The organism is Mesorhizobium sp. URHB0026, from assembly GCF_054059755.1.
The window spans coordinates 5,009,173-5,035,038 of sequence record NZ_JBSSCN010000001.1 but is presented as its reverse complement, the minus strand read 5'-3'; the positions used below and the strand labels follow the sequence as shown (position 1 = coordinate 5,035,038).

The 25,866-nt window shown below is 63.9% G+C and carries 26 protein-coding genes, 1 other RNA gene and 1 pseudogene; 10 read left to right on the top strand and 18 right to left on the bottom strand.

Features of this window, described 5'->3' with window-relative positions; all coding sequences use genetic code 11:
- Positions 1-207 precede the first annotated feature (207 nt).
- Positions 208-2,523 (top strand): glucose/quinate/shikimate family membrane-bound PQQ-dependent dehydrogenase, encoded by a 2,316-nt coding sequence (locus ACVWWD_RS24820; RefSeq protein WP_352548624.1) that lies wholly within the window; start codon positions 208-210, stop codon positions 2,521-2,523.
- Between the two features lie 31 nt (positions 2,524-2,554).
- On the opposite strand, the gene ACVWWD_RS24815 is transcribed toward ACVWWD_RS24820, so the two are convergent.
- Both ACVWWD_RS24815 and ACVWWD_RS24810 read right to left on the bottom strand, forming a co-directional pair.
- The gene (locus ACVWWD_RS24815) at positions 2,555-2,992 is read right to left on the bottom strand and encodes a hypothetical protein (RefSeq protein WP_023782684.1); all 438 of its coding nucleotides are present in this window, start codon (positions 2,990-2,992) and stop codon (positions 2,555-2,557) included.
- A gap of 4 nt (positions 2,993-2,996) precedes the next feature.
- Positions 2,997-3,158 carry a hypothetical protein gene (locus ACVWWD_RS24810; protein WP_457103468.1) on the bottom strand — a complete coding sequence of 54 codons (162 nt, stop codon included), beginning with the start codon at positions 3,156-3,158 and terminating at the stop codon, positions 2,997-2,999.
- A 254-nt stretch (positions 3,159-3,412) separates the two neighbouring features.
- Between ACVWWD_RS24810 and ACVWWD_RS24805 the strand changes: the two are divergent.
- A pseudogene (locus ACVWWD_RS24805) lies at positions 3,413-4,301 on the top strand (dienelactone hydrolase family protein).
- A 9-nt stretch (positions 4,302-4,310) separates the two neighbouring features.
- On the opposite strand, the gene ACVWWD_RS24800 reads toward ACVWWD_RS24805, so the two are convergent.
- The 3 genes from ACVWWD_RS24800 to ACVWWD_RS24790 all read right to left on the bottom strand — a co-directional run bounded on the left by ACVWWD_RS24800 (position 4,311) and on the right by ACVWWD_RS24790 (position 6,954).
- Positions 4,311-4,757 (bottom strand): response regulator, encoded by a 447-nt coding sequence (locus ACVWWD_RS24800; RefSeq protein ID WP_023782682.1) that lies wholly within the window; start codon positions 4,755-4,757, stop codon positions 4,311-4,313.
- Entirely contained in the window at positions 4,754-5,860 is a 1,107-nt protein-coding gene (locus ACVWWD_RS24795; RefSeq protein ID WP_352548631.1) for a histidine kinase dimerization/phosphoacceptor domain -containing protein, read from the bottom strand. Before ACVWWD_RS24795 ends, ACVWWD_RS24800 begins: the two co-directional genes overlap by 4 nt.
- Positions 5,861-6,045: 185 nt before the next feature.
- Positions 6,046-6,954: an EamA family transporter gene (locus ACVWWD_RS24790; protein ID WP_023769700.1), complete on the bottom strand. Its 909-nt coding sequence runs from the start codon at positions 6,952-6,954 to the stop codon at positions 6,046-6,048.
- 89 nt (positions 6,955-7,043) lie between these two features.
- Here ACVWWD_RS24790 and ACVWWD_RS24785 point away from each other — a divergent pair, with 89 nt between their 5' ends.
- Positions 7,044-7,523, top strand: a complete 480-nt coding sequence (locus ACVWWD_RS24785; protein ID WP_023769701.1) for an Lrp/AsnC family transcriptional regulator — start codon at positions 7,044-7,046, stop codon at positions 7,521-7,523.
- On the opposite strand, the gene ACVWWD_RS24780 is transcribed toward ACVWWD_RS24785, so the two are convergent.
- Positions 7,520-7,717 carry a hypothetical protein gene (locus tag ACVWWD_RS24780; protein ID WP_015317249.1) on the bottom strand — a complete coding sequence of 66 codons (198 nt, stop codon included), beginning with the start codon at positions 7,715-7,717 and terminating at the stop codon, positions 7,520-7,522. The genes ACVWWD_RS24785 and ACVWWD_RS24780 overlap by 4 nt on opposite strands.
- Positions 7,718-7,953: 236 nt before the next feature.
- Positions 7,954-8,433, bottom strand: a complete 480-nt coding sequence (locus ACVWWD_RS24775) for a thioesterase family protein (protein WP_352548634.1) — start codon at positions 8,431-8,433, stop codon at positions 7,954-7,956.
- A gap of 163 nt (positions 8,434-8,596) precedes the next feature.
- Between ACVWWD_RS24775 and ACVWWD_RS24770 the strand changes: the two genes are divergently transcribed.
- Entirely contained in the window at positions 8,597-10,012 is a 1,416-nt protein-coding gene (locus ACVWWD_RS24770) for an FAD-binding oxidoreductase (protein WP_352548636.1), read from the top strand.
- Positions 10,013-10,114: 102 nt separating this feature from the next.
- Here the strand turns inward: ACVWWD_RS24770 and ACVWWD_RS24765 are convergent, their stop codons facing one another.
- Positions 10,115-11,101: a Dyp-type peroxidase gene (locus ACVWWD_RS24765; RefSeq protein ID WP_352548638.1), complete on the bottom strand. Its 987-nt coding sequence runs from the start codon at positions 11,099-11,101 to the stop codon at positions 10,115-10,117.
- 130 nt (positions 11,102-11,231) lie between these two features.
- On the opposite strand from ACVWWD_RS24765, the gene ACVWWD_RS24760 reads away from it, so the two are divergent.
- Complete coding sequence (locus tag ACVWWD_RS24760) at positions 11,232-15,200, top strand: AsmA family protein (RefSeq protein ID WP_352548641.1); 3,969 nt, start codon at positions 11,232-11,234, stop codon at positions 15,198-15,200.
- A 9-nt stretch (positions 15,201-15,209) separates the two neighbouring features.
- Here the strand turns inward: ACVWWD_RS24760 and ACVWWD_RS24755 are convergent, their stop codons facing one another.
- The 3 genes from ACVWWD_RS24755 to ACVWWD_RS24745 form a co-directional block, all read right to left on the bottom strand.
- A complete protein-coding gene (locus tag ACVWWD_RS24755; protein ID WP_457103467.1) occupies positions 15,210-16,127 on the bottom strand; it encodes a sigma-70 family RNA polymerase sigma factor in 918 nt (305 codons plus the stop codon).
- 24 nt (positions 16,128-16,151) lie between these two features.
- Positions 16,152-16,457 carry a hypothetical protein gene (locus ACVWWD_RS24750; protein WP_023769707.1) on the bottom strand — a complete coding sequence of 102 codons (306 nt, stop codon included), beginning with the start codon at positions 16,455-16,457 and terminating at the stop codon, positions 16,152-16,154.
- A gap of 107 nt (positions 16,458-16,564) precedes the next feature.
- A complete protein-coding gene (locus tag ACVWWD_RS24745) occupies positions 16,565-16,993 on the bottom strand; it encodes a MarR family winged helix-turn-helix transcriptional regulator (RefSeq protein WP_031247585.1) in 429 nt (142 codons plus the stop codon).
- Between the two features lie 166 nt (positions 16,994-17,159).
- Between ACVWWD_RS24745 and ACVWWD_RS24740 the strand changes: the two genes are divergently transcribed.
- Positions 17,160-18,956, top strand: a complete 1,797-nt coding sequence (locus tag ACVWWD_RS24740; RefSeq protein ID WP_352548644.1) for a chloride channel protein — start codon at positions 17,160-17,162, stop codon at positions 18,954-18,956.
- A gap of 2 nt (positions 18,957-18,958) precedes the next feature.
- Here ACVWWD_RS24740 and ACVWWD_RS24735 read toward each other — a convergent pair whose 3' ends face one another.
- The 4 genes from ACVWWD_RS24735 to ACVWWD_RS24720 all read right to left on the bottom strand — a co-directional run bounded on the left by ACVWWD_RS24735 (position 18,959) and on the right by ACVWWD_RS24720 (position 20,760).
- On the bottom strand, positions 18,959-19,183 hold the full coding sequence (locus tag ACVWWD_RS24735; RefSeq protein ID WP_015317259.1) for a ribbon-helix-helix domain-containing protein: 225 nt from the start codon (positions 19,181-19,183) through the stop codon (positions 18,959-18,961).
- Positions 19,180-19,377, bottom strand: coding sequence for a DUF4169 family protein (locus tag ACVWWD_RS24730; RefSeq protein WP_023769711.1), 198 nt, complete (start codon positions 19,375-19,377; stop codon positions 19,180-19,182). Before ACVWWD_RS24730 ends, ACVWWD_RS24735 begins: the two co-directional genes overlap by 4 nt.
- Positions 19,378-19,387: 10 nt before the next feature.
- Complete coding sequence (locus tag ACVWWD_RS24725; RefSeq protein WP_352548645.1) at positions 19,388-19,924, bottom strand: SspB family protein; 537 nt, start codon at positions 19,922-19,924, stop codon at positions 19,388-19,390.
- 146 nt (positions 19,925-20,070) lie between these two features.
- Positions 20,071-20,760: a TetR/AcrR family transcriptional regulator gene (locus ACVWWD_RS24720; protein ID WP_352548647.1), complete on the bottom strand. Its 690-nt coding sequence runs from the start codon at positions 20,758-20,760 to the stop codon at positions 20,071-20,073.
- Positions 20,761-20,944: 184 nt separating this feature from the next.
- Here ACVWWD_RS24720 and ACVWWD_RS24715 point away from each other — a divergent pair, with 184 nt between their 5' ends.
- The gene (locus tag ACVWWD_RS24715) at positions 20,945-22,150 is read left to right on the top strand and encodes a multidrug effflux MFS transporter (protein ID WP_023782672.1); all 1,206 of its coding nucleotides are present in this window, start codon (positions 20,945-20,947) and stop codon (positions 22,148-22,150) included.
- 103 nt (positions 22,151-22,253) lie between these two features.
- Here ACVWWD_RS24715 and ACVWWD_RS24710 read toward each other — a convergent pair whose 3' ends face one another.
- Together ACVWWD_RS24710 and ssrA are read right to left on the bottom strand one after the other, a co-directional pair.
- Entirely contained in the window at positions 22,254-22,691 is a 438-nt protein-coding gene (locus ACVWWD_RS24710; protein ID WP_352548671.1) for a VOC family protein, read from the bottom strand.
- Between the two features lie 189 nt (positions 22,692-22,880).
- Positions 22,881-23,241: a transfer-messenger RNA gene (ssrA, locus tag ACVWWD_RS24705) on the bottom strand.
- A gap of 168 nt (positions 23,242-23,409) precedes the next feature.
- On the opposite strand from ssrA, the gene ACVWWD_RS24700 reads away from it, so the two are divergent.
- The gene (locus ACVWWD_RS24700; protein ID WP_015317265.1) at positions 23,410-23,721 is read left to right on the top strand and encodes a DUF2853 family protein; all 312 of its coding nucleotides are present in this window, start codon (positions 23,410-23,412) and stop codon (positions 23,719-23,721) included.
- 172 nt (positions 23,722-23,893) lie between these two features.
- Positions 23,894-24,688, top strand: a complete 795-nt coding sequence (locus tag ACVWWD_RS24695) for a thymidylate synthase (protein ID WP_023782671.1) — start codon at positions 23,894-23,896, stop codon at positions 24,686-24,688.
- A gap of 52 nt (positions 24,689-24,740) precedes the next feature.
- Here the strand turns inward: ACVWWD_RS24695 and ACVWWD_RS24690 are convergent, their stop codons facing one another.
- The gene (locus tag ACVWWD_RS24690; RefSeq protein WP_031247587.1) at positions 24,741-24,902 is read right to left on the bottom strand and encodes a TOBE domain-containing protein; all 162 of its coding nucleotides are present in this window, start codon (positions 24,900-24,902) and stop codon (positions 24,741-24,743) included.
- Positions 24,903-25,055: 153 nt separating this feature from the next.
- Here ACVWWD_RS24690 and modA point away from each other — a divergent pair, with 153 nt between their 5' ends.
- On the top strand, positions 25,056-25,850 hold the full coding sequence (gene modA / locus ACVWWD_RS24685; RefSeq protein WP_023782670.1) for a molybdate ABC transporter substrate-binding protein: 795 nt from the start codon (positions 25,056-25,058) through the stop codon (positions 25,848-25,850).
- Positions 25,851-25,866: the final 16 nt, after the last annotated feature.

Sequence of the window (25,866 nt, the reverse complement as noted above, 5' to 3'; positions counted from 1 at the left end):
TTTGTTCCGGCAAAGTGCCTGATACGGCCGCTTCACCGATACGGGAACCGCCGTTGTGGAACAATCCCAGGCGGAGCGAGGTTGCTGCCCGCGGGCCACGACCTACGCTTGACAGGCGCCGCGGTCGGGAGAAAGTTGCACGGGCAACACGCAATGCCGGGTTGGCCCAGGCCGCCTCATGCGCGCAACAGTCGAAGGAGTATCATCTTGGCTGTCACCATCACCTCCATCATTGTCTTCCTCATAGGTCTGGCGCTTGGCGCCGGCGGCATCTGGTTGGCTTCGCTGGGCGGCAGTTGGTATTACATCGTCGTCGGTCTCGCCTTCCTGGTCGCCGCCTGGCTGCTCTACCGGCGCCGTTCCACGGCGCTCTGGCTCTATGCGGCGATCGTGCTCGGCACGCTGGCCTGGGCGGTCTGGGAAACCGGCTTCGACTGGTGGGAGCTCGGCCCGCGCGGCGGCATCATCGTGCTGGTGGCGCTGTGGCTGCTGACGCCGTGGGCGCGGCGCGGCCTTGCCGGTCCGGACGGGCGAGCGCCTTTGATCCTTGCCGTGCTGGCATCGCTGGCGGTGGCCGGCTATTCGATGACCACGGACCCGAAGGATATCGGCGGTGTGCTCGACACCGACAAGGTGATCCCCAACGCCAATCTCGGCGGCGATGTGCCGGCGGGCGAATGGCATTATTACGGGCGCACGCCATTCGGCCAGCGCTATTCGCCGCTCGACCAGATCACGCCGGATAATGTCGCCAACCTGAAGCCGGCCTGGACCTATCGCACCGGCGACGTGAAGGGCCCCGACGATGTCGGCGAGACCACCTATCAGGTGACACCGCTCAAAGTGGGCGACACGCTCTATATCTGCACGCCGCACAACTTCGCCATCGCCGTCGATGCGGCGACCGGCAAGGAGAAGTGGCGCTACGATCCCAAGATCAAGCTCGACAAGGACCGCCAGCACCAGACCTGCCGGGGCGTCTCCCATTATGCCGATGCAGCGGGCGCCGCCGGCCAGCCCTGCGCGGCGCGCGTCTACCTGCCGACCTCGGATGCGCGGCTGATCGCGCTGGATGCCGCCAACGGGCAGGTTTGCCCGGCCTTCGCCGAGGGCGGCACGCTCAATTTGTTGACCGGCATGCCGTATCCGAAGTCGGGCTACTACTATTCGACCTCGGCGCCGCTGATCGCCGGCGGCAAGATCATCGTCGGCGGCGCTGTCAACGACAATTATTCGACGCAGGAGCCGTCCGGCGTCATCCGCGCCTATGATGCGAGCAGCGGCAAATTGCTGTGGAACTGGGATTCCGGCAATCCGGACCAGACGACGCCGCTGGCGGCCGGCCAGACCTACACCGCCAACTCGCCCAACATGTGGTCGACACCGAGCGCCGACGAGAAGCTCGGCCTGCTCTATGTGCCGCTCGGCAACCAGACGCCGGACCAGCTCGGCATGGGCCGCAGCGCCAATGTCGAGAAATTCTCTTCCTCGATCACCGCGCTGGACCTCAACACCGGGCAGTTGAAATGGGTGCGCCAGACCGTGCACCATGACCTATGGGACATGGACGTGCCTGCGCAGCCGAGCCTGGTCGACATCACCAAGGCCGACGGCTCCGTGGTGCCCGCGCTGGTCGGCCCGACCAAGCAGGGAGACCTCTATGTGCTCGACCGGCGCACCGGCGAGCCGGTCATTGCGGTCAAGGAAGTGCCGGCGCCCGGCGGCGCCATCGAGGGTGACCACACATCGCCGACGCAGCCCGCGTCCGACCTTTCCTTCAACCCGCCGCCACTGACCGAGCACGATATGTGGGGCATTACCATGTTCGACCAGCTGGCGTGCCGCATCGCGCTTCACAAATTGCGCTATGAAGGTCGCTACACGCCGCCCTCGCTGCAGGGATCGCTGGTTTATCCCGGCAATTTCGGGACGTTCAACTGGGGTGGCGTGGCGGTCGATCCGGTGCGGCAAGTGATGTTCGGGATGCCGACCTATCTTGCCTTCACGTCGCGGCTGGTGCCGCGCGCCGACGTGCCGCCGCCGGGCGACACCAAGGGCAGCGAGCAGGGGTTGAACCGCAATGACGGCGCGCCCTATGCGGTGGTGATGGGACCGTTCCTGTCGCCACTCGGCATTCCGTGCCAGGCGCCGCCCTGGGGCTATGTCGCGGGCGTCGATCTTCGCACCGGCACCATTGCCTACAAGCACCGCAACGGCACCGTCTACGACATGACGCCGCTGCCGTTGCCGTTTAAGGTCGGGGTGCCCGGCATTGGGGGGCCGATGATCACCGCCGGCGGTGTCGCCTTCCTGGGTGCCGCGGTCGACGACTATTTGCGCGCCTACGACCTGACGTCGGGCAAGCAGCTCTGGCAGGCGCGGCTGCCGGCCGGAGGGCAATCGACGCCGATGACCTACACGGTCGCGGACGGACGCCAGTTCGTGGTCATCGTCGCCGGCGGCCACGGCTCGGTGGGCACCAAGCCGGGCGACTATGTGATGGCCTACGCGCTGCCGAAGTAGGCAGGCGTTACCGGGCTCGGCGAGCTGACGATCAGCCGAGCCCCAGATGGCTCTTTAGGCTCGGCACAGAGCCAAGCATTTGGTTGGTCAAATCGGGGCCGGCGGCCGCCTCGGCCTGCTGGACAAGCGTCTCGCCAGCCTTCTGGATCTGCGCCAAGTCGAGGCCGGAGGCCTTGAGCGCGGCGAGGCCGTTGACCAGAGCGCCGGCCTTCTCGCCGAGAACGCCGCCAAGCGCGCCCTGCAGCGACGACATGAAGCCGCCACCACCGCCGGCCGGGGCGGCGGCCATGACGTCATATTTCTGCGCCAGCGCATCGGCGCCCGGAATCTTGGCGAAGAAGGAGGAGGCGCTGGTGCCCTCGGCCTCGTGCTCGAGCACCGAGAAAATGGTGCCGACGACCTTTTCGGTCGTGGCCTGGTCGAGACCGGCCTTCTGCGAGACGGTGTTCACGATGTCCTGGACGTCCATGACTTCACCTCAACCTCGGGTTTTCGTGTTCGCGGGCTGGCGCTTGCGGCTGCGGACCCTGACCATCGACTTGCGGCCTTGCCGCGACAACAGCCGCGCGCATCGCCAGAACGGCCGTCACTGCTGCCACGAAGGCGGTTGCCAGGATCGGCGAGGGCATGGTCATCGGCATTGTTCCTTTCAGATCGGGCCTATAGGACCGTGACCGCCAAAGGGCCGGCCGGCTAGCCAGTTTCCCCCACTATTGTGGCAGCGCCATCAAGATTTGTCACCGATGACAAAAACGTGATGATCTTCAGTCGGCTGACCGGCGGCCGCGAAGGCAGCGAGATGTCACGGTCCGGTGACTGGACGATGAGAGGCTCGCCCCTATCTTGCGACCGGCAGGACACCGCGGTCGAGACGAGATCGAGGAAGCCCATGGCCGACGTCACCACCAAACCCGTCATCACCCAGGCAATGATCGATGCCTATGACGAATACACGCATCTGACGCTGGATCGCCGCCGCTTCATGGAGCAACTGACCAGGCTTGCCGGATCGGGCGCGGCGGCGGCCGCCATCGCGCCGATGCTGGCGGCGAACTCGGCCCAGGCGGCGATCGTGGCCGAGACCGATGCCCGCGTAAAGGGCAAGGACATCACCTATCCCGGCAGCGGCGGCGAGATGAAGGGCTATCTGGTCAAACCCGCGAACCAGGCCGGCAAGCTCGGCACGGTCATCGTCATCCATGAAAACAGGGGTCTCAACCCGCATATCCGCGACGTCGCCCGGCGCGTGGCCCTGGAAGGGTTCGTGGCGCTCGCGCCGGACTTCCTGTCGCCGCTCGGCGGTACGCCCACTGACGAGGACAAGGCGCGCGACATGTTCGGGAAACTCGATCCGGCGCAGACCGTGGCCAATGGCGATGGCGACGGTCGCCTTCCTCAAGGGCGACAAGGACGGCAACGGCAAGGTCGGCGCCATCGGCTTCTGCTGGGGCGGCGGCACGGCCAATATGCTGGCCGTCAACGCGCCCGACCTTGCCGCGAGCGTTGCCTATTACGGCATGCAGCCGAAGCCAGCCGACGTCTCGAAGATCAAGGCTGCGTTGCTGCTGCACTATGCCGGTCTCGACGAGCGCACCAATGCCGGCATCGATGGGTTCAAGAAGGAACTCGACGCCGCGCATGTCGAATACACGGTCTATGTCTATGAAGGCGCCAACCATGCCTTCAATAACGACACCTCGGCGGCGCGCTACGACAAGAATGCCGCCGACCTCGCTTGGGGCAGGACGATCGCCTTCCTGAGGCAGAAGCTGGCATGACCATCGCCTTCAGGCGGCCGGCGCCCAGATCGTCTCGAAGGCAGGCGACAGGGTGAAGCCCGCCGGGCGCTCCGATTTCGGCGGCGGGCGCCGCACGCCTTCCTGCAAATAGCGCAGGGCCGAGGTCAGCCCGTTCATCGTGTAGGGCTTGGCGATGACGCCGATCGCGCCGGCAAAGTGGTCGGGGATGCGCTTCGGGTTGGCGGTCATGAAAATGACCATCGAGTTTTTCCTGTCGCCAATATATTCGGCCACGTCGATGCCGGTCGGGCCGTCGGTGAGATGGATGTCGACAAAGGCGATATCGGCCTGCGTGGTATCGACCATGTCCTTTGCTTCGGCGAGCGATGTTGCCCAGCCGACGACGCTGTGCCCGGCGTCCTCGACCAGGCTCTCCAACTCCATGGCCAGCAGCGCCTCGTCCTCGACGATCAGGACCTTGAGTGGTTCAATCATGACAGGTTCCCTTTGTGCTGTGGTCCGTTGGGCATCGAGATGACAACGCGAGTGCCGGGACCGGCATCGCGCCACTCGATGTCGGCACGCAATTGGCGGGCAAGCGACTTGATCAGCCGCATGCCGAAGGAGGCGTCGCCATTGGCGCCCGCCATGCCGACGCCGTCATCCGAGACCTCGATGTTCAAATGGCCGTCCGGCTGGCTCATCTTGATGCCGATACTGCCCGATCTCGTGCCGTCGGGCCTTTCCTTGAAGGCATGCTTGAGCGCGTTGGTGACGAGTTCGTTGACCATCAGTGCCACCGGCGTCGCCTTCTCGGCCGGGACGACGACGGGTTCGAGATCGAGTGTCGGATTGATTTCCGAACGTCCCGAAGCCGTGAGCAGGTCGGAGATGAGATCCTTGGCGAAGTCGGAAACATCGAACTTGCTGACATCCTTGGACTGGTAGAGCCGGCGGTGCACGGTACTGAGCGCTTCTATGCGCTCCAACATCGTGCCAAGCGAGCGCTTGAGGCTCGCGTCGGAGACGGTGCGGCTCTGCATGAGGATAAGCGAGGAAATCATCTGCAGATTGTTCTTCACGCGATGATCGACTTCATGCAGCAGCGTGGTCTGCGCCTCAAGCGCCGCTTCGAGCTCAGCCGTGCGTTCCTTGACAGCCTTTTCAAAACGTTCCTTGTCCGCGGTGATACGATTTTCCCAGAGCTTCCGGTCCGAAACATCGAGTTGCGAGGCGAAGAAGAACTGCAGTTCGCCTTTGTCGTTGGAGACCGGGCTTATGTAGAGCGCGTTCCAGAAGGTCGACCCGTCCTTGCGGTAATTCAGGATATCGACGCTGATGTCGGTTTCATCGGCTATCGCGGCGCGTATCTGAGCGATAGCTTCCTTGTCGCTCTGCGGCCCCTGCAGGAAGCGGCAGTTCCTGCCGAGAACCTCGTCGCGCTCATAACCCGTCAGGCGCAGGAAGGCTTCGTTTGCAAAGACGATCGGATTGTCCTGCCGGCGCGGATCGGTAATGATCATCGACATGCGCGTGGCGCGGATGGCCGCCGCGAAGGGGTCGCCCTTGCCGTGCTCGACATGAAGGTCGTCGGTCATGTGCCATGCGTCCGCCGGCTCCCTGGTCCGTTTCCGTTCCATAGCGTCACTCCAAGCCATTTTTCGCGGGAGACAACGGCTCAAAGCCGAATTTGGTTTCAATTACGGGCGTCTGTCGCAGTTCGTCGCAGGCAGGGAACCGATAGAGGCTTTCCGCAACCGACCGCGAGGAGGCCGTTTTTCGGCTAGCCAGCCGAGGCCGGCCTGTGAAGCGCGACGCCGGTCACGACCAGCGCGATGGCGAGGCAATCGGACGGACCGGGTATCTGGCGCAGCACGACGACGCCGATCAGAGTTGCGGTGACCGGCAGCAGCGACAGCATCAGCGCGAAACTCGCGCGCGGCAACCGCGCCATGGCGAGCTGGTCGCAGACATACGGGATGACCGACGAGCAGATGCCGACGCCGATGGCCGCGACGAGCAGCGGCGGGGACAAAAAGGCGGGCCGAGCCTGGGTGAAGCCAACGGGCAGCACGACGACGAAAGCGACCGCCATGGCCGCACCCAGGCCAGCGATGCCGTCGCCGGTGCCCGCGCGGGCGACACGGTGGCCAAGCACGATGTAGCCGACAAAGAGCGCGCCGTTGAGGAACGCCCAGACCAGCCCGACCGGGTCGCTTGACCATTTGACGTCGATCAGCAGCAAGGTGCCGGTGACGGCGACGGCAAGAGCGGTGAGATTGCGGGTGCTTCTGAGGCCGGCGAGCGCGACGCCGATGGTGCCGACGAATTCGATCGCGGCCACCAGCGAGATCGGCAGGCGGTCGAGCGCCAGGTAGAACGAACAGTTCATCACCGCCAGGCAAGCACCGAAGGCAACGAGCAGGAGCCGCGTCGGAGGATCTGCGCTGGCGAAGGTTCGCCATGGGCGGGTCAATGGCGCGAAGACCAGGGCCGCGGTGGCTATGCGCAGCCACGCCATGCCGAGCACGCCGACATGCGCAAAAAGCAGCACGGCGAAGGCCGGGCCGAGATAGTGGAAGACAGCGCTGACGGCGAACCAGATATGAGGCGGCAATCTTGTCGCAAGCCCGGCTAGGGCCTGGCTGGCAGCGGCAGGGCTGGAATGCGGGGCTTGCCTCTGGTCATCCACGGGATCAGTATCGTAGCCAATCCTCCCTATTCATATGGACGATGACTAGATTTCCCAATCATTCGTTTCACCTAAGCAAGGACTTTTTCATGAAACGCCTTCGAAACGAAAACATCGATCTCGACGCGGCCGACATGAAGATCCTTCGCCTGCTGGAAGAGGACGCGCGCATCAGCACCGCGGAACTGGCCCGTTCGGTCGGCCTGTCGGCGCCAAGCGTGGCGGAGCGCATCAAGCGGCTGCAGGAGAACGGCGTGATCGAAGCCTATTGCGTCAGGATCAACCCCGCGGCGCTCGGTCTGAACCTGTCGGCGTGGCTGCGCATCCGGCCGGTGCCTGGGCAATTGTCAGTCGTGGCCGAGATCATCCGTGAGTTGCCGGAGATCGCACAATGCGACCGAGTGACCGGTGAGGATTGTTTCATCGCGCTGGCGCATGTCGGCTCGGTCGCCGAGCTCGAACGGGTGATCGACCGCATCATCCCCTATGCGATGACCAACACGGCGATCATCCAGTCGTCGCCGGTGATCGCGCGCTCGCCGCTGGCGGCGATCAGGCAACGGCACTAAGCGTGGCCGCGCTTCAGGCGGGCGCGCTTAAGGATGCTGCGCCAGCGGATCATGTCAAACGGGATCGGTTCGTTGTTGTTGGCGATGTGAAAGATCTCGTTGTCGACATTCTTGAGCGAACGCCAGAAATCGTAGTCCGATATGCGCGGATCAGCCGCCAGCCTATCCACTTCGACCTTGATGTCGGTTTTCATGCACGTTCCTCGAACCGGCTTCGCCGCGCCGCCCGCTAAACAACCCTTGTGCGGACGTTTTCGACCGCTCCGCTGAGTCGTTCAACGGCTCAAATGGCTTGTTCCCGTTAAATCCTCGGTAAGGTTAATGCGGGTGCGAGGTGGCTTCAAGCACGCGTCCCGGCCGATTTCGAACCCGCCGATTTTGGATCGCGGGTGTGGCTTTGAGGCCAGACCCGGTCGCCTTGGGCTTCGCCCTATTTGCGCTTGATCCCGATCGAACGGCCGGCGCGCTCGGGCATCGGGAGCACGGAGTGGGCGGCGCGCATGGCTTCGATCCTGGCCAGCACGTCGGCCGGGAAGGGCGCCACCTTCGGCCCCGACATGTCGACATGCAGCGACAGGGTTTCGGACGTAGCGGCGAGCCAGCCGTCGACATGGCGGATTTCCTGATAGGCCCGCAGCCGCTTCTCGTCATGGTCGATGAGCTGGAAGGAGACCATGACCTTGTGGTCCAGGTGCAGTTCCCTGACGTAGCAGACATGGACCTCGGCGGTGTAGATGGTGAGCCGCCGCTCTTTCACATAGTCCAGACCCATGCCCATCGCCCCGAAGGCCTCGTCCGAGCAGCGGTCGAACAGCACGTTGTAATAGGCCATGTTGAGATGGCCGTTATAGTCGATCCAGTCCTTCTCGATGTCCATGGGCTTGGAGACGAAGGGGGCAGGAATGGACATCGAAACTTCCTTGTTCTGGTGCTGGACAGAGCGTGGCCGGTGAGTGTCTTTACATTCTGACGCAATTTCGGATGGAAAACCGCTTCACACTTTTCCTGAAATTGCTTTAGGCATCCATACTCGCATAACAAGGGTGGACGCTGGTCCATTCGCGGAGGAATTCATGGCTCTGAGCGACCTCAATCCGGTCGAACGCAACGAGGAAGGCATCGCGGCGGTGCTCGGCATCCTCAAGCAGCGGCTGGGCGAGCGCTTCCAGACCGGACAGGCCATCCGCTCGCAGCACGCGCACACGACCACCTATATTCCGACGCAGGCGCCCGACGGCGTCGCTTTCCCGGAGACGACGGCCGAGGTGCAGGAAATCGTGCGTGCCTGCGCGGCGCATCGCGTGCCGGTGATCGCCTTCGGCGTCGGTTCTTCCCTGGAAGGCCACACAAATGCGCCGGGCGGCGGCATCTCGGTCGACACATCGCGCATGAACCGCATTCTTTCGGTCAATCCGCAGGATCTCGACTGCACGGTGGAACCCGGCGTCACGCGCGAGGATTTGAACCGGCATCTGCGCGACACCGGCCTGTTCTTTCCGATCGATCCGGGTGCCAATGCCTCGCTCGGCGGCATGGCGGCGACGCGGGCTTCCGGCACCAATGCGGTTCGCTACGGCACGATGCGCGAGAACGTGCTGTCGCTGACCGCCGTCATGGCCGACGGCGAGACGGTGACGACCGGCAAGCGGGCGAAGAAAAGTTCGGCGGGTTATGATTTGACCCGGCTGCTAGTCGGCTCCGAGGGCACGCTCGGTATCATCACCGCGCTGACCCTAAAGCTGCAAGGTATTCCGCCGGCGATCTCGGGCGGCGTCTGCCCGTTCCCGAGCGTCGAAGCGGCTTGCAACGCCGTCATCGCGACGATCCAGATGGGCATTCCGGTGGCGCGCATCGAATTGGTCAACGCGCTGCAGATGCTGGCGATGAAGACCTACTCCAAGCTCGATTATCCAGAGAGCCCGTGCCTGTTCGTCGAGTTTCATGGCAGCGACGCAGGCGTTGCCGAGCAGGCCGAGACCTTCGGAATGATCGCGCAAGACAATGGCGGCGGGCCGTTCCTGTGGACCAGCGTTGCCGAGGAACGAACCAAATTGTGGAAGGCCAGGCACGACGCCTACTGGGCGTCACTGACCTTGCGGCCGGGCGCCAAGGGCCTGTCGACCGATGTCTGCGTACCGATCTCGCGCTTTGCCGAATGCGTCATGGAGACCGAGGCCGACATTGCCGAAATGGGACTTATCGCGCCCATCGTCGGCCATGCCGGAGACGGCAATTTCCACGTGCTGGTGTTGATGGATGTCAACGATCCCAAGGAAATCGCGCTGTCGGAAAAATTCGTCGCGCGGCTCAACATGCGGGCGATCGCCATGGAGGGCACCTGCACCGGCGAGCACGGCATCGGGCAGGGCAAGATCGGCTTCCTGCGAAGCGAACTCGGTCACGGCGTCGACATCATGCGCACGATCAAGCAGGCGCTCGATCCGCAAAACATCATGAATCCGGGCAAGATCCTGCCTGACGCGGGCTAAGGGCACCGCGACGAGCGCGCCTTGACCGCGCAAGGCGGCAAGGTCGTGCAGGCGAAGCGCGACGCACGCTAAGGGGGCGGTTAGAGCCCGCCAACCGCCGCTCTACCCTGCAGTGGGAAGCTGCTCCTGGACCTCCTGCGCAAGCGTCTGCAGCATGGGACGGGTCGGGGCGAAGAATGTCGTGCCGGTGTGCGGCGTGGAGACATCGAGCAGCCGGTCGTAGGCGCCGGGCGGGTCGCCGACATACATGCGCTGCAGCATTTTCTCCGTGACCCAGAGATATCTGCTGTAGCCGATGAAGTAGGTGCCGAATTCGTTCCGCCCGGGCCTGCCGAACGGCATGTTGTCGCGCAATATGTCGTGTTCGTTGCCATCGGCATCGACTACGGTGGCCAGCGACTTGTGCGATTTGCGCGGCGCGTCGTCATCGTCGATTTCGATGTTGTCGATCTTGGTGCGGCCGATGATCGCCTCCTGCTCGGGCGTGGGAATGCGCGCCCAGGCCTGCATGTCGTGCAGATATTTCTGGACCACGACATAGCTGCCACCGGCGAAATCGGCGTCCTCGTCACCGACCAGCGCCGAGGCGGGCAAATCGAGGCCGGCCGGGTTGGCGGTGCCGTCGACGAAGCCGAGCAGGTCGCGGGCGTCGAAATAGCGAAAGCCGATCACTTCGTCGACGACGCTGACGCCGGGACCAAGCCTGTCAAGCAGGATACGCTCGAATTCGAAGCACATGTCGGGCCGCTCGGCGCGGATGTGAAAGAGCAGGTCGCCCGGTGTCGCTGGCGCCGAATGGACCGCGCCCTTGATCGGCGCGAACGGCTTCAGTTCCAGCGGCCGCCGGCCGGGGCTGAGCCGGTCCCAGAGATCGCGCCCGATGCCGGCGATGCAGGACAGGCGCCCGCCGAGATCGCGGAATCCGACAGTCTTGACCAGATCGTCGAGTTCGCCGAGCACGGAACAAACCCTGGCCAGAGCCGGCTGATCGCCGGCGACGGTGCCGACAAGGAAAATCGCCGACTGCGATAGCGGGGCATCGACACTCTGCGCATCGATCGGCACGCGATCCCAGTTCTTGCCCGACATCCGAGAATCTCCGCTTTTAGCGGACTTGTTTCAGATCGTCCGACATGACGCAACGGGATGAATTGCCTCTTTATCGACACGCGGATGCGGGTAGAGTGCGGCAGAATTGCAATCAACCTGTTCGGAGCTGATGCTCGCACGCCTGTTCGTGATCTTCGGTGGCCTGTTCGTGCTGGTGCTGCTTGCGGCGCTGGTGGTGCCGCACTTTATCGACTGGACCGGCTACCGCGCCGAGTTCGAGCGCGAAGCAAGCGCAATCCTCGGCCGCAAGGTGACCGTGCAGGGCGACGCCACGGCAAGGCTGCTGCCGTTTCCCTCGGTGACCTTTTCCAACGTCGCCGTTGCCGGTGGTCCCGACGGCCGGCCGGCCATGACCGTCGAGACGTTTTCGATGGACGCGGAACTCGCACCCTTCCTGCGCGGCGAGGTGCTGATCTTCGACATGCGGCTGGTGCGGCCGAAGGCGACCATCGACATCGCCGCCGACGGAACCGTCGATTGGGCGATGCGCCCGTCTTCGCCCTTCGACCCCGGCCAGGTCACGATCGAGAAACTGACGGTGACGGAAGGGCAGATCGAACTGCGCCATGCCGCCGGCGGCCGCAGCCACATCTTTTCGGAGATCAACTCGACCATTTCGGCCAAGTCGCTGGCCGGTCCCTGGCGCATGGACGGCACGTTGCGGCTGGACGGGTTGCGGACCACTGTCGCGGCGTCGACCGGCAAGGCCGAACCCTCCGGGCAGATGCGGTTACGGGTGAAGGCGGATCCCGACGCCTATCCGCTGGTCATCGAGACCGACGGCAATGCCGGCATCGTCAAGGGTGCCGCCGTCTATTCCGGCCAGTTCAAGATTTCGGGCGCGGACAAGAATAGTGCGGGCAAGAATTCAGCCGAGTTGCGCGGCACGGATGGCGAGACGGTGAAGGTCAGCACCGGCAAGTCCGATCCGGGCTTCCGGCTAAACGGCAAGTTCTCGCTCGACCATCAGAAGCTTGGCGTCGACGAATTCCGTTTCGAGACCGGTCCGCTCGACAATCCCTATACCGCCGATGGCAAGGCCTCGGTCGATCTCGGCCAGAAACCGAGCTTCGCCATCGAGGCCAATGGCGCGCAGGTTCAGTTCGACGAGGCGGTGGGTGCCCAGGCGGGTACAGGCCTGACACTGGATCAGCGCATCGCCGGGCTTGAGCAGGCGCTGCTCGATCTGCCGAAGCCGACCATTCCCGGCACGGTCGAGGTCAAGCTGCCGGCGGTGGTGGCCGGCGACACCACGGTGCGCGATGTTCATCTTTCGGCCGAACCGGTCGGTGACGGGTGGTCGGTGAAATCGCTGGCCGCGACCTTGCCCGGCCGCACCAGGCTGGAAGCCGACGGCATGGTCATGCTCAACGTGCAGGGCCGTTTCGGCTTTACCGGCTCGTTGCTGCTGGCCGTGGCGCAACCTTCAGGTTTTGCCGCCTGGCTGTCGAAGGATGTCGACGAGGCGATCCGCCGTCTGCCTGCCGCCGGTTTCAAGGCCAAGGTCGATCTCTCGGAAAATCATCAATCCTTCAGCGATCTCGAACTGATACTCGGCAAGGCGAAGTTTTCCGGCCGCATCGATTCCAGCCAGCCTGAAGACGCAAAGCCGTCGGTGCTGATGCGGCTCGAGGGCGGCGATCTCGATGTCGATGGGCTGGCGGCCTTCGCCTCGATCTTCGTCAGCGACAAGGGCGCCAATCGTTTTGCCGACAGCGACCTCGATTTCCAGATCAAGGCCGGCCCTGTCAGCGCCGGCGGCTTGACCGCCGACACGGTCGATACCGCGCTCAGGCTGCGCGGCGGACTGCTCGAAATCGACCGGCTGTCTGTCGGCGGGCTGGCCGGTTCCTCGATCAGCGCCACCGGCCGCATCAAGGATTTTCCGGCGAGCCCGACCGGCAAGCTCGACGCCTCAGTGGTCGCGGTCGACCTCAAACCACTGATCGATGTCGCGGCACGGCACTATCCGGACAATGCCGTGCTGAAGGGGCTCGCAGACCGCGCCGCGGCTTATCCCGACTTGTTCCAGGACGCGCGCGTCGACCTCGTGGCCAGTGCCGCCGACAATGGCGACGGCACCACGGGCCTGGCGGTGAGCGGGCAAGGCAAGGCCGGCGGCTCGTCCTTTTCGGCGTCGCTGTCGGGGAAGGGCGCGGTGGACAGGCTTGCCGACGCGCCAGTGACACTGACTTTCAATGCCCGGAACCCGGACGCAACCGCCTTGCTCGCGCTCTATGGCGTGCCGGCGCTGCCGCTCGGCATGCTGGGTGAAGCAAGCACCGATATTCAGGCCAAGGGCACGCTTTCCGGCGGTCTGGCGACGAGCTTCAGCCTTGCCGGCAATGATTTCAAGGCCGGCTTCCAGGGGATGGTCGCCGACACGCCGCAAGGCCCGACGGCCAAGGGCAAGATCAATCTCGACGCCTCCGACATCGAGCCATGGCTGATGACGACAGGCATCGGCCTGCCCGGCATGGGCGCCGGCATGTCGACATCGCTGGCCGCGCAGGCCGACTACGGCAACGGCCTGCTGGTGCTCTCCGGGCTCAGCGGCGCCATCAACGAGGCGGCGGTGTCGGGCGACATCAACCTCGATGTCAAGCAGGGGGTCGACGGCAAGGACGGCGTGCCGCATCTGGCAGGAGCGCTGGCGCTCGACGAACTCGACCTCGATCCGATGGCGGTGGCGCTGTTTGGCGATTCCGCTTTTCTCGTGGACAAGAACGGGTCCGGCAAGAGTGACAATGCCGGCAAGAGTGACAATGCCGACAAGAATGACAAATCCGGCGCGTGGCCGTCGGCGCCGTTCAGTCAGAAGTCCAGCCTGCCGTTCACGGCCGATCTCGACCTGACCACGGCTTCGCTGACCGTCGGCCCGCTCGCCACCGCCTATGACGCGGCACTCTCGCTCAAGCTCGACCCGGAAGGCATCCGGGTCACCGATCTCAAGGCCAAATTCCTCGCCGGCGCGCTCTCCGGCCTGTTCGAGCTGAAGAACAATGACGGTACCGGGCTTTTCACCGGACAGATGAAACTGGCGGGTGCCGATCTGGCGAACGTCTTGCCGGATGCGGGCATCGGCGGCGTCGGCGATTTCTCGACGACGCTGTCGACCAGCGGCAAATCCGTCGACGCTATGATCGCCGCTCTATCGGGATCCGGCACGGCGACGCTGAAGGACTTGCGGATCGCTGGCGTCAATCCTGACGCGTTCGGCGCATTCCTGGCCAAGGCGGATGCGATCGGACGCGATATCGACGCCGCCAAGACGGCTGGCTTCGCGCCTGACATCGCCGCCGACGGCAGTTTTGCCGCCGGGAACGCCGAGGTCGCCTTCACGATAGCCGGCGGCACGCTCAGGGCGCCGCCGATCAGCCTTGAAAACCCGGCGGCGACCTTGTCGGCCGACATCGCGGCGGATCTCAATGCCAGCACGGTTTCCGCCAAGGGCGCAGTCACCTATCGGCCCGGCGACGAAGCGCTGGTCGGCTCCGAGCCGGCCGTGAATTTCACCGCCGAGGGGCCGTTCGGCGCCGTGAAACGGCAGTTCGACAGCGAGCCCCTGGCGCAATTCCTGACCCAGCGTGCGCTGGAAAAAGAACAGCAGCGCGTCGAGGCCATGCAGGCCGCGCTGCTGGAGAAACAGCGGCTGCGACGCGAAGTGCGCTATTACGCGGCCCTTCAGGACGCCCGCGACAAGGCCGCGGAGGAGCTGCGCCAACAAGAGGAAGCGGCGCGCCTGAAGGCCGAGGCCGACGCCAAGGCGAAAGCGGAGGCCGACGCTCAGGCCCAGGCCGAAGCTCAGGCCCAGGCCGCAGCGGATGCCAAGGCGAAGGCCGACGCGGATGCAAAAGCCAAGGCCGATGCGGAGGCCAAGGCAGCGGCGGAACAGCAGGCAGCGGACGAAGCGGCCAAGGCGCAGGCCGAGCAGGAAAAAGCCAGGCTCGAAGCCGAGCGCAAGGCGGCGCAACAGGCGCCCAAGGCCGAGCAGGTGCCCGCCAACGACAATCCGCCTCCGGCCAAGCCGAAGGCCAATCCGTTCACGGTCGACAATCTGCTGAAGTCACTGCAGTAGGCCGCAGGGCTAGGCTTTTCGGTTGCTCACCGCCAGGGCAATCGTCTCAAGGACGAACGTTTCGGCGCCGTCGGCGACGTATCTGGCGTGGCGGAAGTCGCGGATGGCGGCAAGCTTGCCGCCCTGCCAACCCAGCAGGATGAAGTATGCCGGTGCTGCCGTCGGCTCCTTGGGATCCCGCACGAGGATTGCCGGACGGTCCTCGACGAAACCAGACTGGAAATGCCAATCCCGCACCCTGGAATAATTGCCGAAATAGGTGGCCACCTCCTTGCGGCCGCTGAGCCTTGCCCTGGCCACCAGTTCCAGCCGCACTTCGTCGGCCAGCATGTCTCGCACGGCATCGAAATCGCGGGCGTTGAAGCGATCGACATAGGCGTCGAGCAACAGGCGCTCCGATGCACTCAGCCTGGGAACAGGACGATCGTCCTGTTCGTCGGCGAGCTCACGCAGCCGGCCACGGCCACGATGCAGCGCTGCCTTGATCGCGGGGATGCTGGTGTCGAGCATGGTGCTGATCTCCCGCAGCGAATAGCCCAGGACATCCATCATGATAACGCTGCTTCGCTGCGCGACGGGAAGGCGCATGAAACTGTGCAATCCGGCTGCCGCGGCCTGCCGGTCGGCGATGGAATTCGCAGCGTCGGCGATCATGTCCGGCTCCTCCTCGGAGAAAGTCCTCTCACGGGCGCGGCGGCGCAAAAAGTCGAGCGCCGCATTGTGGGCAATGCGAAACAGCCAGCCTTCGGGATTGGCGATCGGGGCGGTGCCGGCCAGAGCCTCGAATGCCTTGGCCAGCGCCTCCTGCACGACGTCCTCGCCATCGACGACCGAGCCCGTCATCCGGGCGCAGTAGCGATGCAGTTTGGGGCGCAATTCGCCGAACAAGCGGTCGAAAGGCTCTGGGATTTCGCCTGGATTGTTCATGCACCGGCCATTCTCGAAACGGTTCTATTCGTCCAGCATCCGATAGTGGCCCACCACTGTCATCACGTCACGCTGCGGAGGGTCGATGCAGCGATCCATGATGCCACTTTGGAAGGCCTGGAAGGCGGCAAGTCCTGTGATGAGGTCGGCATGCCCGTCGGTTTCGGTCTCTACGAGATGGACGAAAGTGCCGTCGCCGGAGCGCCAGGTCATGTAGCGAACGCCTTCCGGCGATTTGCCGCGCAGTTCCTCGAACACTGCCTTGACCAGGCGCTCGTTCTCGTCGGCCCGCTCCGGTTTCGTCTTGTAGCGTATCAAATGGCGTTTCATCGCATCGGCTCCCTTGGCTGTCGCGTGTCCAAGACGCGGCGGCCAGGCCAAAGGATTCGGATTCCGGAAAAAAATAGTTCGGTATCGGCCCGCACGGATGCTGGACGTCAGTCCTGGCTCCGATCGAGCAGGCGCCGCAGCATGGGTTCGATGCGCGAGAGCTCGTCGAGATGCGCGGCCGACAGTTCGGCCAGGCAACCGTCGGCGCGCTCGGTCAGCCGCAGCAGCACACGGCGGTGGTCGTCCTTGTCCTGGTCGCGAGCGACCAGTCCTGCCTCGCCGAGACGGTTGACCAGTTCGACGGCGCTGTGGTGACGGATGCGCAGGCGTTCCGCCAGGTCGCCGACCGTCACCGGCCCGCCGCCGGGATATCCCTTGATCGCCAGCAGCGCTTGGTGCTGGCGCGGGGTCAGACCGGCGTCCTCGGCCTGCACCTGGCTGAATTCGAGGAAGCGGCGGATCAGGTAGCGGAACTCGGACAACCGCTGGTAGTCGGATTGCCTGATGGCGGGGCGTGGTGTCTTGGGCTGCGTCATATCGGAGATGTCTTCGTTTTCCGGTGAAAGCTCAAACGAAATTTCGAGCGAAAGCCGCTTGAACAGATATATCGTGTTACGATACATATCCGACCAACAACCGGCTGGCCACTTCGACCGTGCCGCAGAACCCGAGACACGGCCGCCGCCAGGAAGCAAAGCCACCATGAAGACCCATAACTCCAATCCCGATCACCTCCGGGATTTCACCACGGATGCCCGAGTGTTGCTCGTCGCCGCGATAGCGGTGGTGGTGGCGACCGCCGGGCTGTTTGCCGGCGTGGCGCTTCTGAAGCTGATCAGGTTCGCCACCAACATCGCCTATTTCGGCCAGTTCTCGCTTGCCGAGCTGAAGCTGCAGGATACGCCGCTCGGGCTTGCCGCCGTCATCGTTCCGGTCATCGGCGCGCTGATCATCGGCCTGATGGCGCGCTATGGCAGCGAAAAGATCCGCGGCCACGGCATTCCCGAGGCCATCGAGGCGATCCTGCTCGGACGCTCCAGGCTGGACGCCAAGGTGGCGATCCTGAAGCCGCTGTCGTCGGCGATCTCGATCGGCTCCGGCGGGCCGTTCGGCGCCGAGGGTCCGATCATCATGACCGGCGGCGCCATCGGCTCGTTGATCGCGCAGATGCTGCCGGTCTCGGACAACGAGCGCAAGACATTGCTGGTTGCGGGAGCGGCGGCCGGCATGACCACCGTGTTCGGCACGCCGATCGCGGCCATCATGCTGGCGGTCGAATTGCTGCTGTTCGGATGGACGCCACGCAGCTTCATCCCCGTGGCGGTGGCGGCCATCGTGGCCGAGGTGGAGCGCACCATGCTGCACATGCCGGGGCCGATCTTTCCGTTCGCGGGCAACATGGCTATCTCCTTCCTCGGCCTTGGCGGCTGGGTGCTGGTCGGCATATGCGCCGGCCTGTTGTCCGGGCTGCTGACCCAGATGGTCTATGCCTGCGAGGACGGCTTCCAGAAGCTGCCGATCCACTGGATGTGGTGGCCAATGCTCGGCGGCCTGGTGGTCGGCATAGGCGGCTTGATCGACCCACGGGCGCTAGGCGTCGGCTATGACAACATCGCCGACATGCTGGACGGCCGCACGATCGCGACGGCGGCGCTGCTGCTGCTGGCGGTCAAGGCCATCATATGGTCGGTGGCGCTCGGCTCGGGAACCTCGGGCGGCGTGCTGGCGCCGCTTTTGATCATGGGTGGCGCGATGGGGGCGGTGCTTGCAGGCATCCTGCCGGCGGCGGACCCGGGCTTCTGGGCACTGCTGGCAATGGCCGCCACCATGGGCGGCACGATGCGGGCGCCGCTGACAGCCACTTTCTTCGCCGTCGAGCTGACCGGCAACACTCATGTGCTGGTGCCACTGATCGCGGCTTGTGCCGCCGCGCACGCGGTCACCGTGCTGCTGATGAAGCGTTCGATCCTGACCGAGAAGATCGCCAGGCGGGGGCACCATCTGGTTCGCGAATATCGCGTCGACCCCTTCGCGCTGACCAGGGTGCGCGAGGTGATGACGTCAGAGGTCGAGAGCGTGCCGGCGACGATGACGCTGCATGGTGCGGCCGCCTTCCTGACCGCGCCGGAAACCCGGCATCCGAGTTTTCCCGTGGTCGATGAAAACAGACAGGTGCTCGGCCTCATCGATCCGCCGGCGATCCTGCGCTGGCGCCGTGCCGGCAAGCACCGGACGGCTACGCTTGGCGAGCTGCTGGCCGGAAGCAAGGTGACGCTGGCCCATCCCGACGAATATCTGGAAGGCCTGTCGGACAAGCTGCTGACAGCCAATGTCTCGCATCTGCCGGTCGTGGAGCGTGAGGATGGAAGGTTGGTCGGCTATATCGGCTGGAAGGATCTGATGCGCGTGCGCTCGCGCAAGCAGGCCGAGGAGCGAGAGCGCTCCACCTTGCTCGGCTTCGGACGCGGGAAAAAGGCGGACGCGGCCGAGCGTGCGTAAGTTCAGGCGCTCGTCGCGCGCTTCGCCCATTCCAGGACATGCAGCCTGAGCGCCGAGGACAGGTTGGTGTCACGGGGCCGGGTCTCGTCGATTTCGGCGACGAGGGCGGCGAGTGTCAGCTTCCTGGTCGCCGCGATGGCGACGAGATCGTCATAGAAGGGCTTTTCGAGCGAATAGCTGGTGCGATGGCCGCGAATGGTCACCGAGCGCTTTTCGACGGCGCTCATTGATCGTCAGGCTGGGTGGGCTTTTCGCGGTGATGGCCCGCGACAAACCTTTCGCTCTTGTCGGCGATCAGGCGGTCGCGTTCCTTTTCGGCCTTGGTGCGACCGTGCAAGGCGCGATTCCGGCTGGCCGTTTGTGCCTTGTCGTCCCGCGCCTTCTGCTTGCGAGCCTGGCGGAGATTGACGATGTCGGCCACGGACCGCGAGCTATTTCTTGCGGAAGGCGTCGAGCGAGACCACTTCGGCGCCCTTGGTGCCGGCATCCGCCGCGGTTGCCTTCTTCTCCGCTTCGGCGGCGGCCTTCTTCTCGGCCTTCGGCTTCTTCTCGGAGACGATGGTCAGCGGCTCCGGCGCCGGTGCTGCCGGTTCTTCGTCGGGCTGCGCATCGGTCTTGACGTCGAATTCGAGCTCGAAATTGACCGAGGGGTCGTAGAAGCCGCGCACGGCCGAGAACGGGATTTCCAGTTTCTCCGGCACGTCGGAGAAGGAGAGACCGACCTCGAAACCGGTGTCGGTCACCTTCAGGTCCCAATACTGGAACTGGATGACGATGGTCATCTGCTCGGGATAGCGCTCGCGCAGCCGCGACGAGACGCGCACGCCCGGCGCGCCGGTCAGGAAGGTGATGAAGAAATGATGGTTGCCGGGGAGGCCGGTGCGCGCGACCTCTGACAGGACCTTGCGCATGACGCCGCGCAACGCCTCCTGGGCCAGAATGTCGTAGCGGATATGGTCGTCGGCCATGAGGTGGTCGGGTTCCGTTGAATCGTCCGCATAGCTGTAATCAAGCTTGGGCGCGGCGTAAACCTGATATAGACCGCCGCCGCGCCGAAGCGAGGACTATTGCGAATGATTTGATCGGCAAGGCGGTTTGGCGGCAACGCCAAATGTTATGCGTTAGCCAGCGCAGCGTGTCTTTTGACGCTGGTCGGGGAAGGGCGCTTGCCGAAAGCGCGCAGGAAGGTGCGCACTCCGTTTGTCGCCGATTGCACCACGTCATCCTCGCTCGGCGTGCCGCCGAGCATGAAGGTGGTCTGCAGTTCGGCATTGACGAGGCCGAGGAACTGGCGCGCCGCGACATCGGGATCGTGGATCGCGAGATAGCCGCCAAAGGCGAGGCGGGCGAAGCGGGCGGCGATCGCCGGCCATGTCCTGCCGGGTCCCTGTTCGCGCCATTCGGCAAAGAGCTCGGGATAGCGCTCGCCCTCGGTCTGGATCAGCTTGCGCAGGAATTTTCCGTCGCGGTTGCAGATGCAGTTCTGGTTCAGGCGCACGGCAAAACCGATCAGGTCGGCCTCGAGATCCCCAGGCTGATCGGGAAAGGTGGCGATGGTGGCGAAAATGCCGGCGTTGCAGCGCTCGGTCAGGTCGCGCACGACCGCGATGAACAGCTTTTCCTTGTCGCCATGGTGGTTGTAGACCGTCTGGCGCGACACGCCGGCCTCAACCGCGATCAGGTCGATATTGGCGCCGGCGAAACCTTCGCGGCAGAACACGCCGGCAGCGGCGTCGACGATCGACAGGCGCTTGGCCTCGTGGCCGCGTGGCGGGAAAGTGTCAGGAGAAACGCCCGATCTCATGAAAATCCATATAGAGGTGATTGACCATTTAGACAAGACTGTCTAAATTTGTGGACATGATATAAGGGGATTTCGCTCCGGAGACGAATAAATTTGCTCTAGGAGTAGGAAACCCACGGGATGGAACGTCCTAGGGTCAGACGTCGCCTGGCGGCGGAAACCAGATTCGAAAGAAGCCATTATCATGAATCCCAAATTCCTCCGCATCGCGGTCGTGCTCGGCCTGTTGTCCGCCATCGGTCCGTTCGCCATCGACATGTATCTGCCCGCTTTGCCGTCGATCGGCACCGATCTGCATGCCGGCACCGCCGCCGTGCAGATGAGCCTTTTGATCTTCTTCCTGTCGATGGGCTTCGGCCAGATCGTCGTCGGGCCGATCTCCGACATGGTCGGCCGCAAGCTGCCGCTCTATGGCGGCCTGGCGCTGTTCATGGCCGGCGGCATCGGCTCGGCAATGGCGCCGACCATCGAGTGGCTGATCGCCTTCCGCTTCCTGCAGGGGCTTGGCGCCAGTGCCGGAATGGCCATTCCGCGCGCCATCGTGCGCGACCTGCACACCGGCAATGAGGCCGCCAAACTGATGTCGCTGCTGATGCTGGTGTTTTCGGTGTCGCCGATCCTGGCGCCGCTGACCGGCAGCCAGATCATCGAGAATTTCGGCTGGCGCGCCGTATTCTGGACGGTGACCGGCGCGGCGGTGCTTGCCACCATCCTGCTCGCGACCTCGCTCAAGGAGACACGGCCGGTGGAAGAACGCGTCGGGTCCTCCTTCGGTACAGCCCTTGCCGGCTACCGCTTCCTGATGGGCGACCGTAATTTCCTCGGCTTGGTGGCGATCGCCGGCTTCGGCATTGCGAGCTTCTTCGTCTATCTGTCGAGCTCCTCCTTCATCCTGATCGACCATTACGGGCTGTCGCCTTCGGTCTACAGCGTGTTCTTCTCGATCAACGCGGTTGCCTTTATCGGCATGTCGCAATTGACGGGCCTGCTTTCCGAACGGTTCGGACTGAAGCGTGTGGTGTGGGTGGCGGTGACCGGCTACGCGACGACGATGGTTGTGCTGTTCGCGATCATGGCGACGGGCGTCGACCGGCTTGACGTGATGGCGGCCCTGCTGTTCGTCGGCTACGGCTTCCTCGGCTTGGTCATCCCGACCACATCGGTGCTGGCAATGGAAGAGCATGGCGAGATCGCCGGCACGGCGTCGGCGCTGATGGGCACGCTGCACTTCGCCATCGGCGCGCTCGCCATGGGCGTCGCCGGTGTGTTCTTCGACGGCACGCCGCTGCCGATGGTCGCCGGCATCACGCTCTGCGCGGTGATCTCGTTCGCCCTGGCGAAAGTCACGCTTGGCCGTTCGCGCGAAGCGGTCGAAGCGCCGGCGGAATAGGAAATCCTCAATGAACCAGGAGCGGCCGGGTCGATCCCGGCCCTCTTTGTGTCGAAGCCGGCGTTTGCCTCCGCGTTGACGACCGCGCTCTGGTTGCTGACGCTCAGTTGAGTTCCTGGGCGAGGCCGATGAGAAGCCCTTCAGGCCCACGGATGTAGCAGAGCCGATACACGTCCTTGTACTCGACAACTTCGCCTACGAGTTGCGCGCCGCGCGTGCGGAGCCTTTCAAGCGTGTCGTCGATGTCGTCCACGGTGAACATGACGCGGAGATAGCCCAGGGCGTTGACCGGGGCGGTCCGGTGATCCGCGACGACAGGCGGCGCGAGGAAGCGGGACAGCTCCAGCCGGCTGTGGCCGTCCGGCGTGCGCATCATGGCAATCTCGACATGCTGGTCGCCCAGTCCGGTGACGCGCCCGGCCCATTCTCCTTCGACCGTGGCCCGCCCTTCGAGCTCGAGGCCGAGTTCGCGAAAGAAATCGATCGCCCCTCCGAGGTCTTCGACGACGATTCCTACATTGTCCATCCGCTTGAGCGCCATGATTTCGATCTCCAAGGGGCGTTTCAGTTTACAAGGTATCGCCTGGTCCAACAACGCACAGGAAAGGCCGGACCCGTCAGACTTTTTTGTCCATTGATGAAGGGATGCGCGACTGTTTCGCGGCTAAGCGGCCACGCGAAATCGGCCAGAGCCGAGCCTGCCGTTGCGTGACGATGGTGAAGAGAAAGAAGTGGAGGTTTCTGTTGCCAGGTACCTCCGAACCCCGCCTAGAAGTGCGAACCCCTAGGGCTTGATTTGAAGCTATCGCACTGCATTAAGCAGCGAGACGTGCTTCCGCATAGTTGTCGTTGGCAACTATAAGTTTAGCCCGATGACGGTGGTACAATGCCGGGCAAAAGTACGATCTTTACACCTTCGTCGATCCTATTTCGCCCCCAGCAAAAACCGCACTGTCCTCAACAGCGGCTTTTGGTGGAGGCGCCGGGTACCGCCCCCGGGTCCGAACGGCTTATTTCATCGCCCATTTATCGCCATAGTCGGTCAAGCCGACAAAACGAATATAGGGGGGCTCGCGCGGAAATGAAAGGCCGCAATGGTGCTTTGTCCCTGTGTCAAATCGCGACGCCAAGGGTTGACTTGGGCGCGGTCTCAACCGAAGCTTCGCGGGCGGTGAGGAGTTGCCGACCTAGCGCACAAGTTGCGATGCGCGCCACAGCCCTCATCGATCGGATCCGTGGCGCCGACGAGGGGAATTCTGATGGCCGACTATCTTGCGGATGTGAAGAAATATGACGCCGCGGCAAGTGCCGATGCGGTCGAAAAAATCGTCAAGCACCTGGGCATTGCGCTGAGGAACCGCGATTCCTCGCTGGTGTCCTGCACGGATCCGAAGGAATTGGCCCGGGTCAAGGAGAGCTGGGTGGCCAAGAAGCTCGGCGTCAGCGACGGGGCGAAGGCCGACGCGGCAATCGAGAAGACCTGCAAGGCAATGCATGCCGACAACACCAAGAACCGCGTGACCTTCTACTATCTGGTGGCCAAGGACCTGGGCAAGCTCGGCTCCCTCTGAGACCTTGGTTACTCATTCTGGCGGCCGGCTGGCGATTTCCGCGCTTCCGGTTCGCCGGGGAGGATTCTGGGCAGGCTTCGTTCCCTGCTGAATGGGGACGATCTCAGACAAGCGTGGCGTCAGCGCCTATATGCGCTATGATCGACGAGATCCCGAATCGAGCCCAGAACCGATGCGCCAGTATCTCGACCTCCTGCAGCATGTGCTGGACAACGGCGCCGATCGCGGCGACCGCACCGGCACCGGCACGCGCTCCGTCTTCGGCTACCAGATGCGCTTCGATTTGGCGCGCGGTTTTCCGGTCACCACCACCAAGAAGCTGCATCTGAAGTCGATCATCCATGAACTCCTATGGTTCCTCGCCGGCGACACCAACATCAAGTACCTGACCGACCACGGCGTTTCCATCTGGGATGAGTGGGCCGACGAGAATGGCGATCTCGGCCCCGTCTACGGCAGGCAGTGGCGGTCCTGGCCAGACGGCCATGGCGGCTCGATCGACCAGATCGCCAATCTTCTCAAGGAGATCCGCCGCAATCCTCAATCGCGGCGGCTGATCGTCTCGGCCTGGAATCCCGCCGAGGTGGAAGCCATGGCGCTGCCGCCTTGCCACTGCCTGTTCCAGTTCTACGTGTCCGAGGGCCGGCTTTCCTGCCAGCTCTACCAGCGTTCCGCCGACATCTTCCTCGGCGTGCCGTTCAACATCGCGTCCTACGCGCTGCTGACGCTGATGGTGGCGCAGGTGACCGGGCTTAAGCCGGGCGATTTCGTCCACACGCTTGGCGACGCGCATCTCTACTCGAACCATTTCGAGCAGGCGCGCGAACAGTTGCGGCGCACGCCAAGGACCCTGCCGACGATGTGGATCAATCCTGAGGTGAAGGACCTTTTCGCCTTTCGCTTCGAGGATTTCCGGCTGGAAAACTACGTCGCCGACGCGTCGATCAAGGCGCCCATCGCGGTCTGAGCGGCGGCCTTCCGGTCGATGCCACCATCGCGTCCGCGGCCTTGGCCACGGCTTAGGCCTGCTTGCCCTCTTCGGGCTTGAGGTCGGCGACGGCTTCGTTGGTCGAGGCGGTGACGATGGCGCCACCGATGTCGATGCGGACATGCGAGGTGGTGGCTCCCTTGACGATCTCGGTGATCATTCCCTCGAGGACATTGCGGGCGCTGATCTTCATTGGAGTTCCTTTCGCGGCGGCGGTCTTATCAGAGCAATCATGCAGCGCCAGACGGAGTTTCGGTAGGCAGGCCCTTTCCTTGTTATATCCATGCGGATATATCGGTGTGCAGGCTTCGAGCCGATCGGATTTTAGAACCCAGGAGAGTTTTCGATGGCGCGCAAAGGTTTCGGGTTGAGTGCAATCGCCGTTGGCGGTCTTGCGGCGGCGCTGATGGCGGCAACGCCGGCAGCGCACGCGGAAGACAAGATCGTGGTGTTCGCGGCAGCCAGTCTCAAGGATGCGCTCGATGCGGTGAACAAGGCCTGCGAGACCGATGTCGGCGAAGCCGCCACCGTTTCCTATGCCGCCAGTTCGGCATTGGCCAAGCAGATCGAGGGCGGGGCGCCGGCCGACATCTTCATCTCCGCCGATCTCGACTGGATGAAATATCTCTCCGACAAGAAGCTGACCAAGCCCGACACAGAAGTGAAGTTGCTGGGCAACGAGATCGTGCTGGTGGCGCCGAAGGATTCGACGGTCGAAACCAAGATCGAGAAAGGCTTTGACCTCGCCAAGCTGGTCGGCGACGGCAAGCTTGCCATGGGCGACTTCAAGGCTGTGCCGGCCGGCAAATACGGCAAGGCGGCATTGGAATCGCTCGGCGTCTGGTCCTCGGTCGAGGGCAAGGTGGCGCAGGCCGAGAATGTCCGTGCGGCGCTGAAGCTGGTTTCGACTGGTGAGGCCGCGCTCGGCATCGTCTATGCCACCGACGCGCACGCCGAAAAGGGGGTCAAGGTGGTCGGCACCTTCCCGGAGGACACACATCCGCCGATCATCTATCCGGTTGCCCAGACCGCCGATTCGAAGGACAAGGATACGCCGGCCTTCCTAAAGTGCCTGCAGTCCGCCAAGGCCGGCGCGCTCTTTAGGGAACAGGGATTTACCGTGCTCACGCCGAGCAACTGAGTCGGCAAGCACCTAA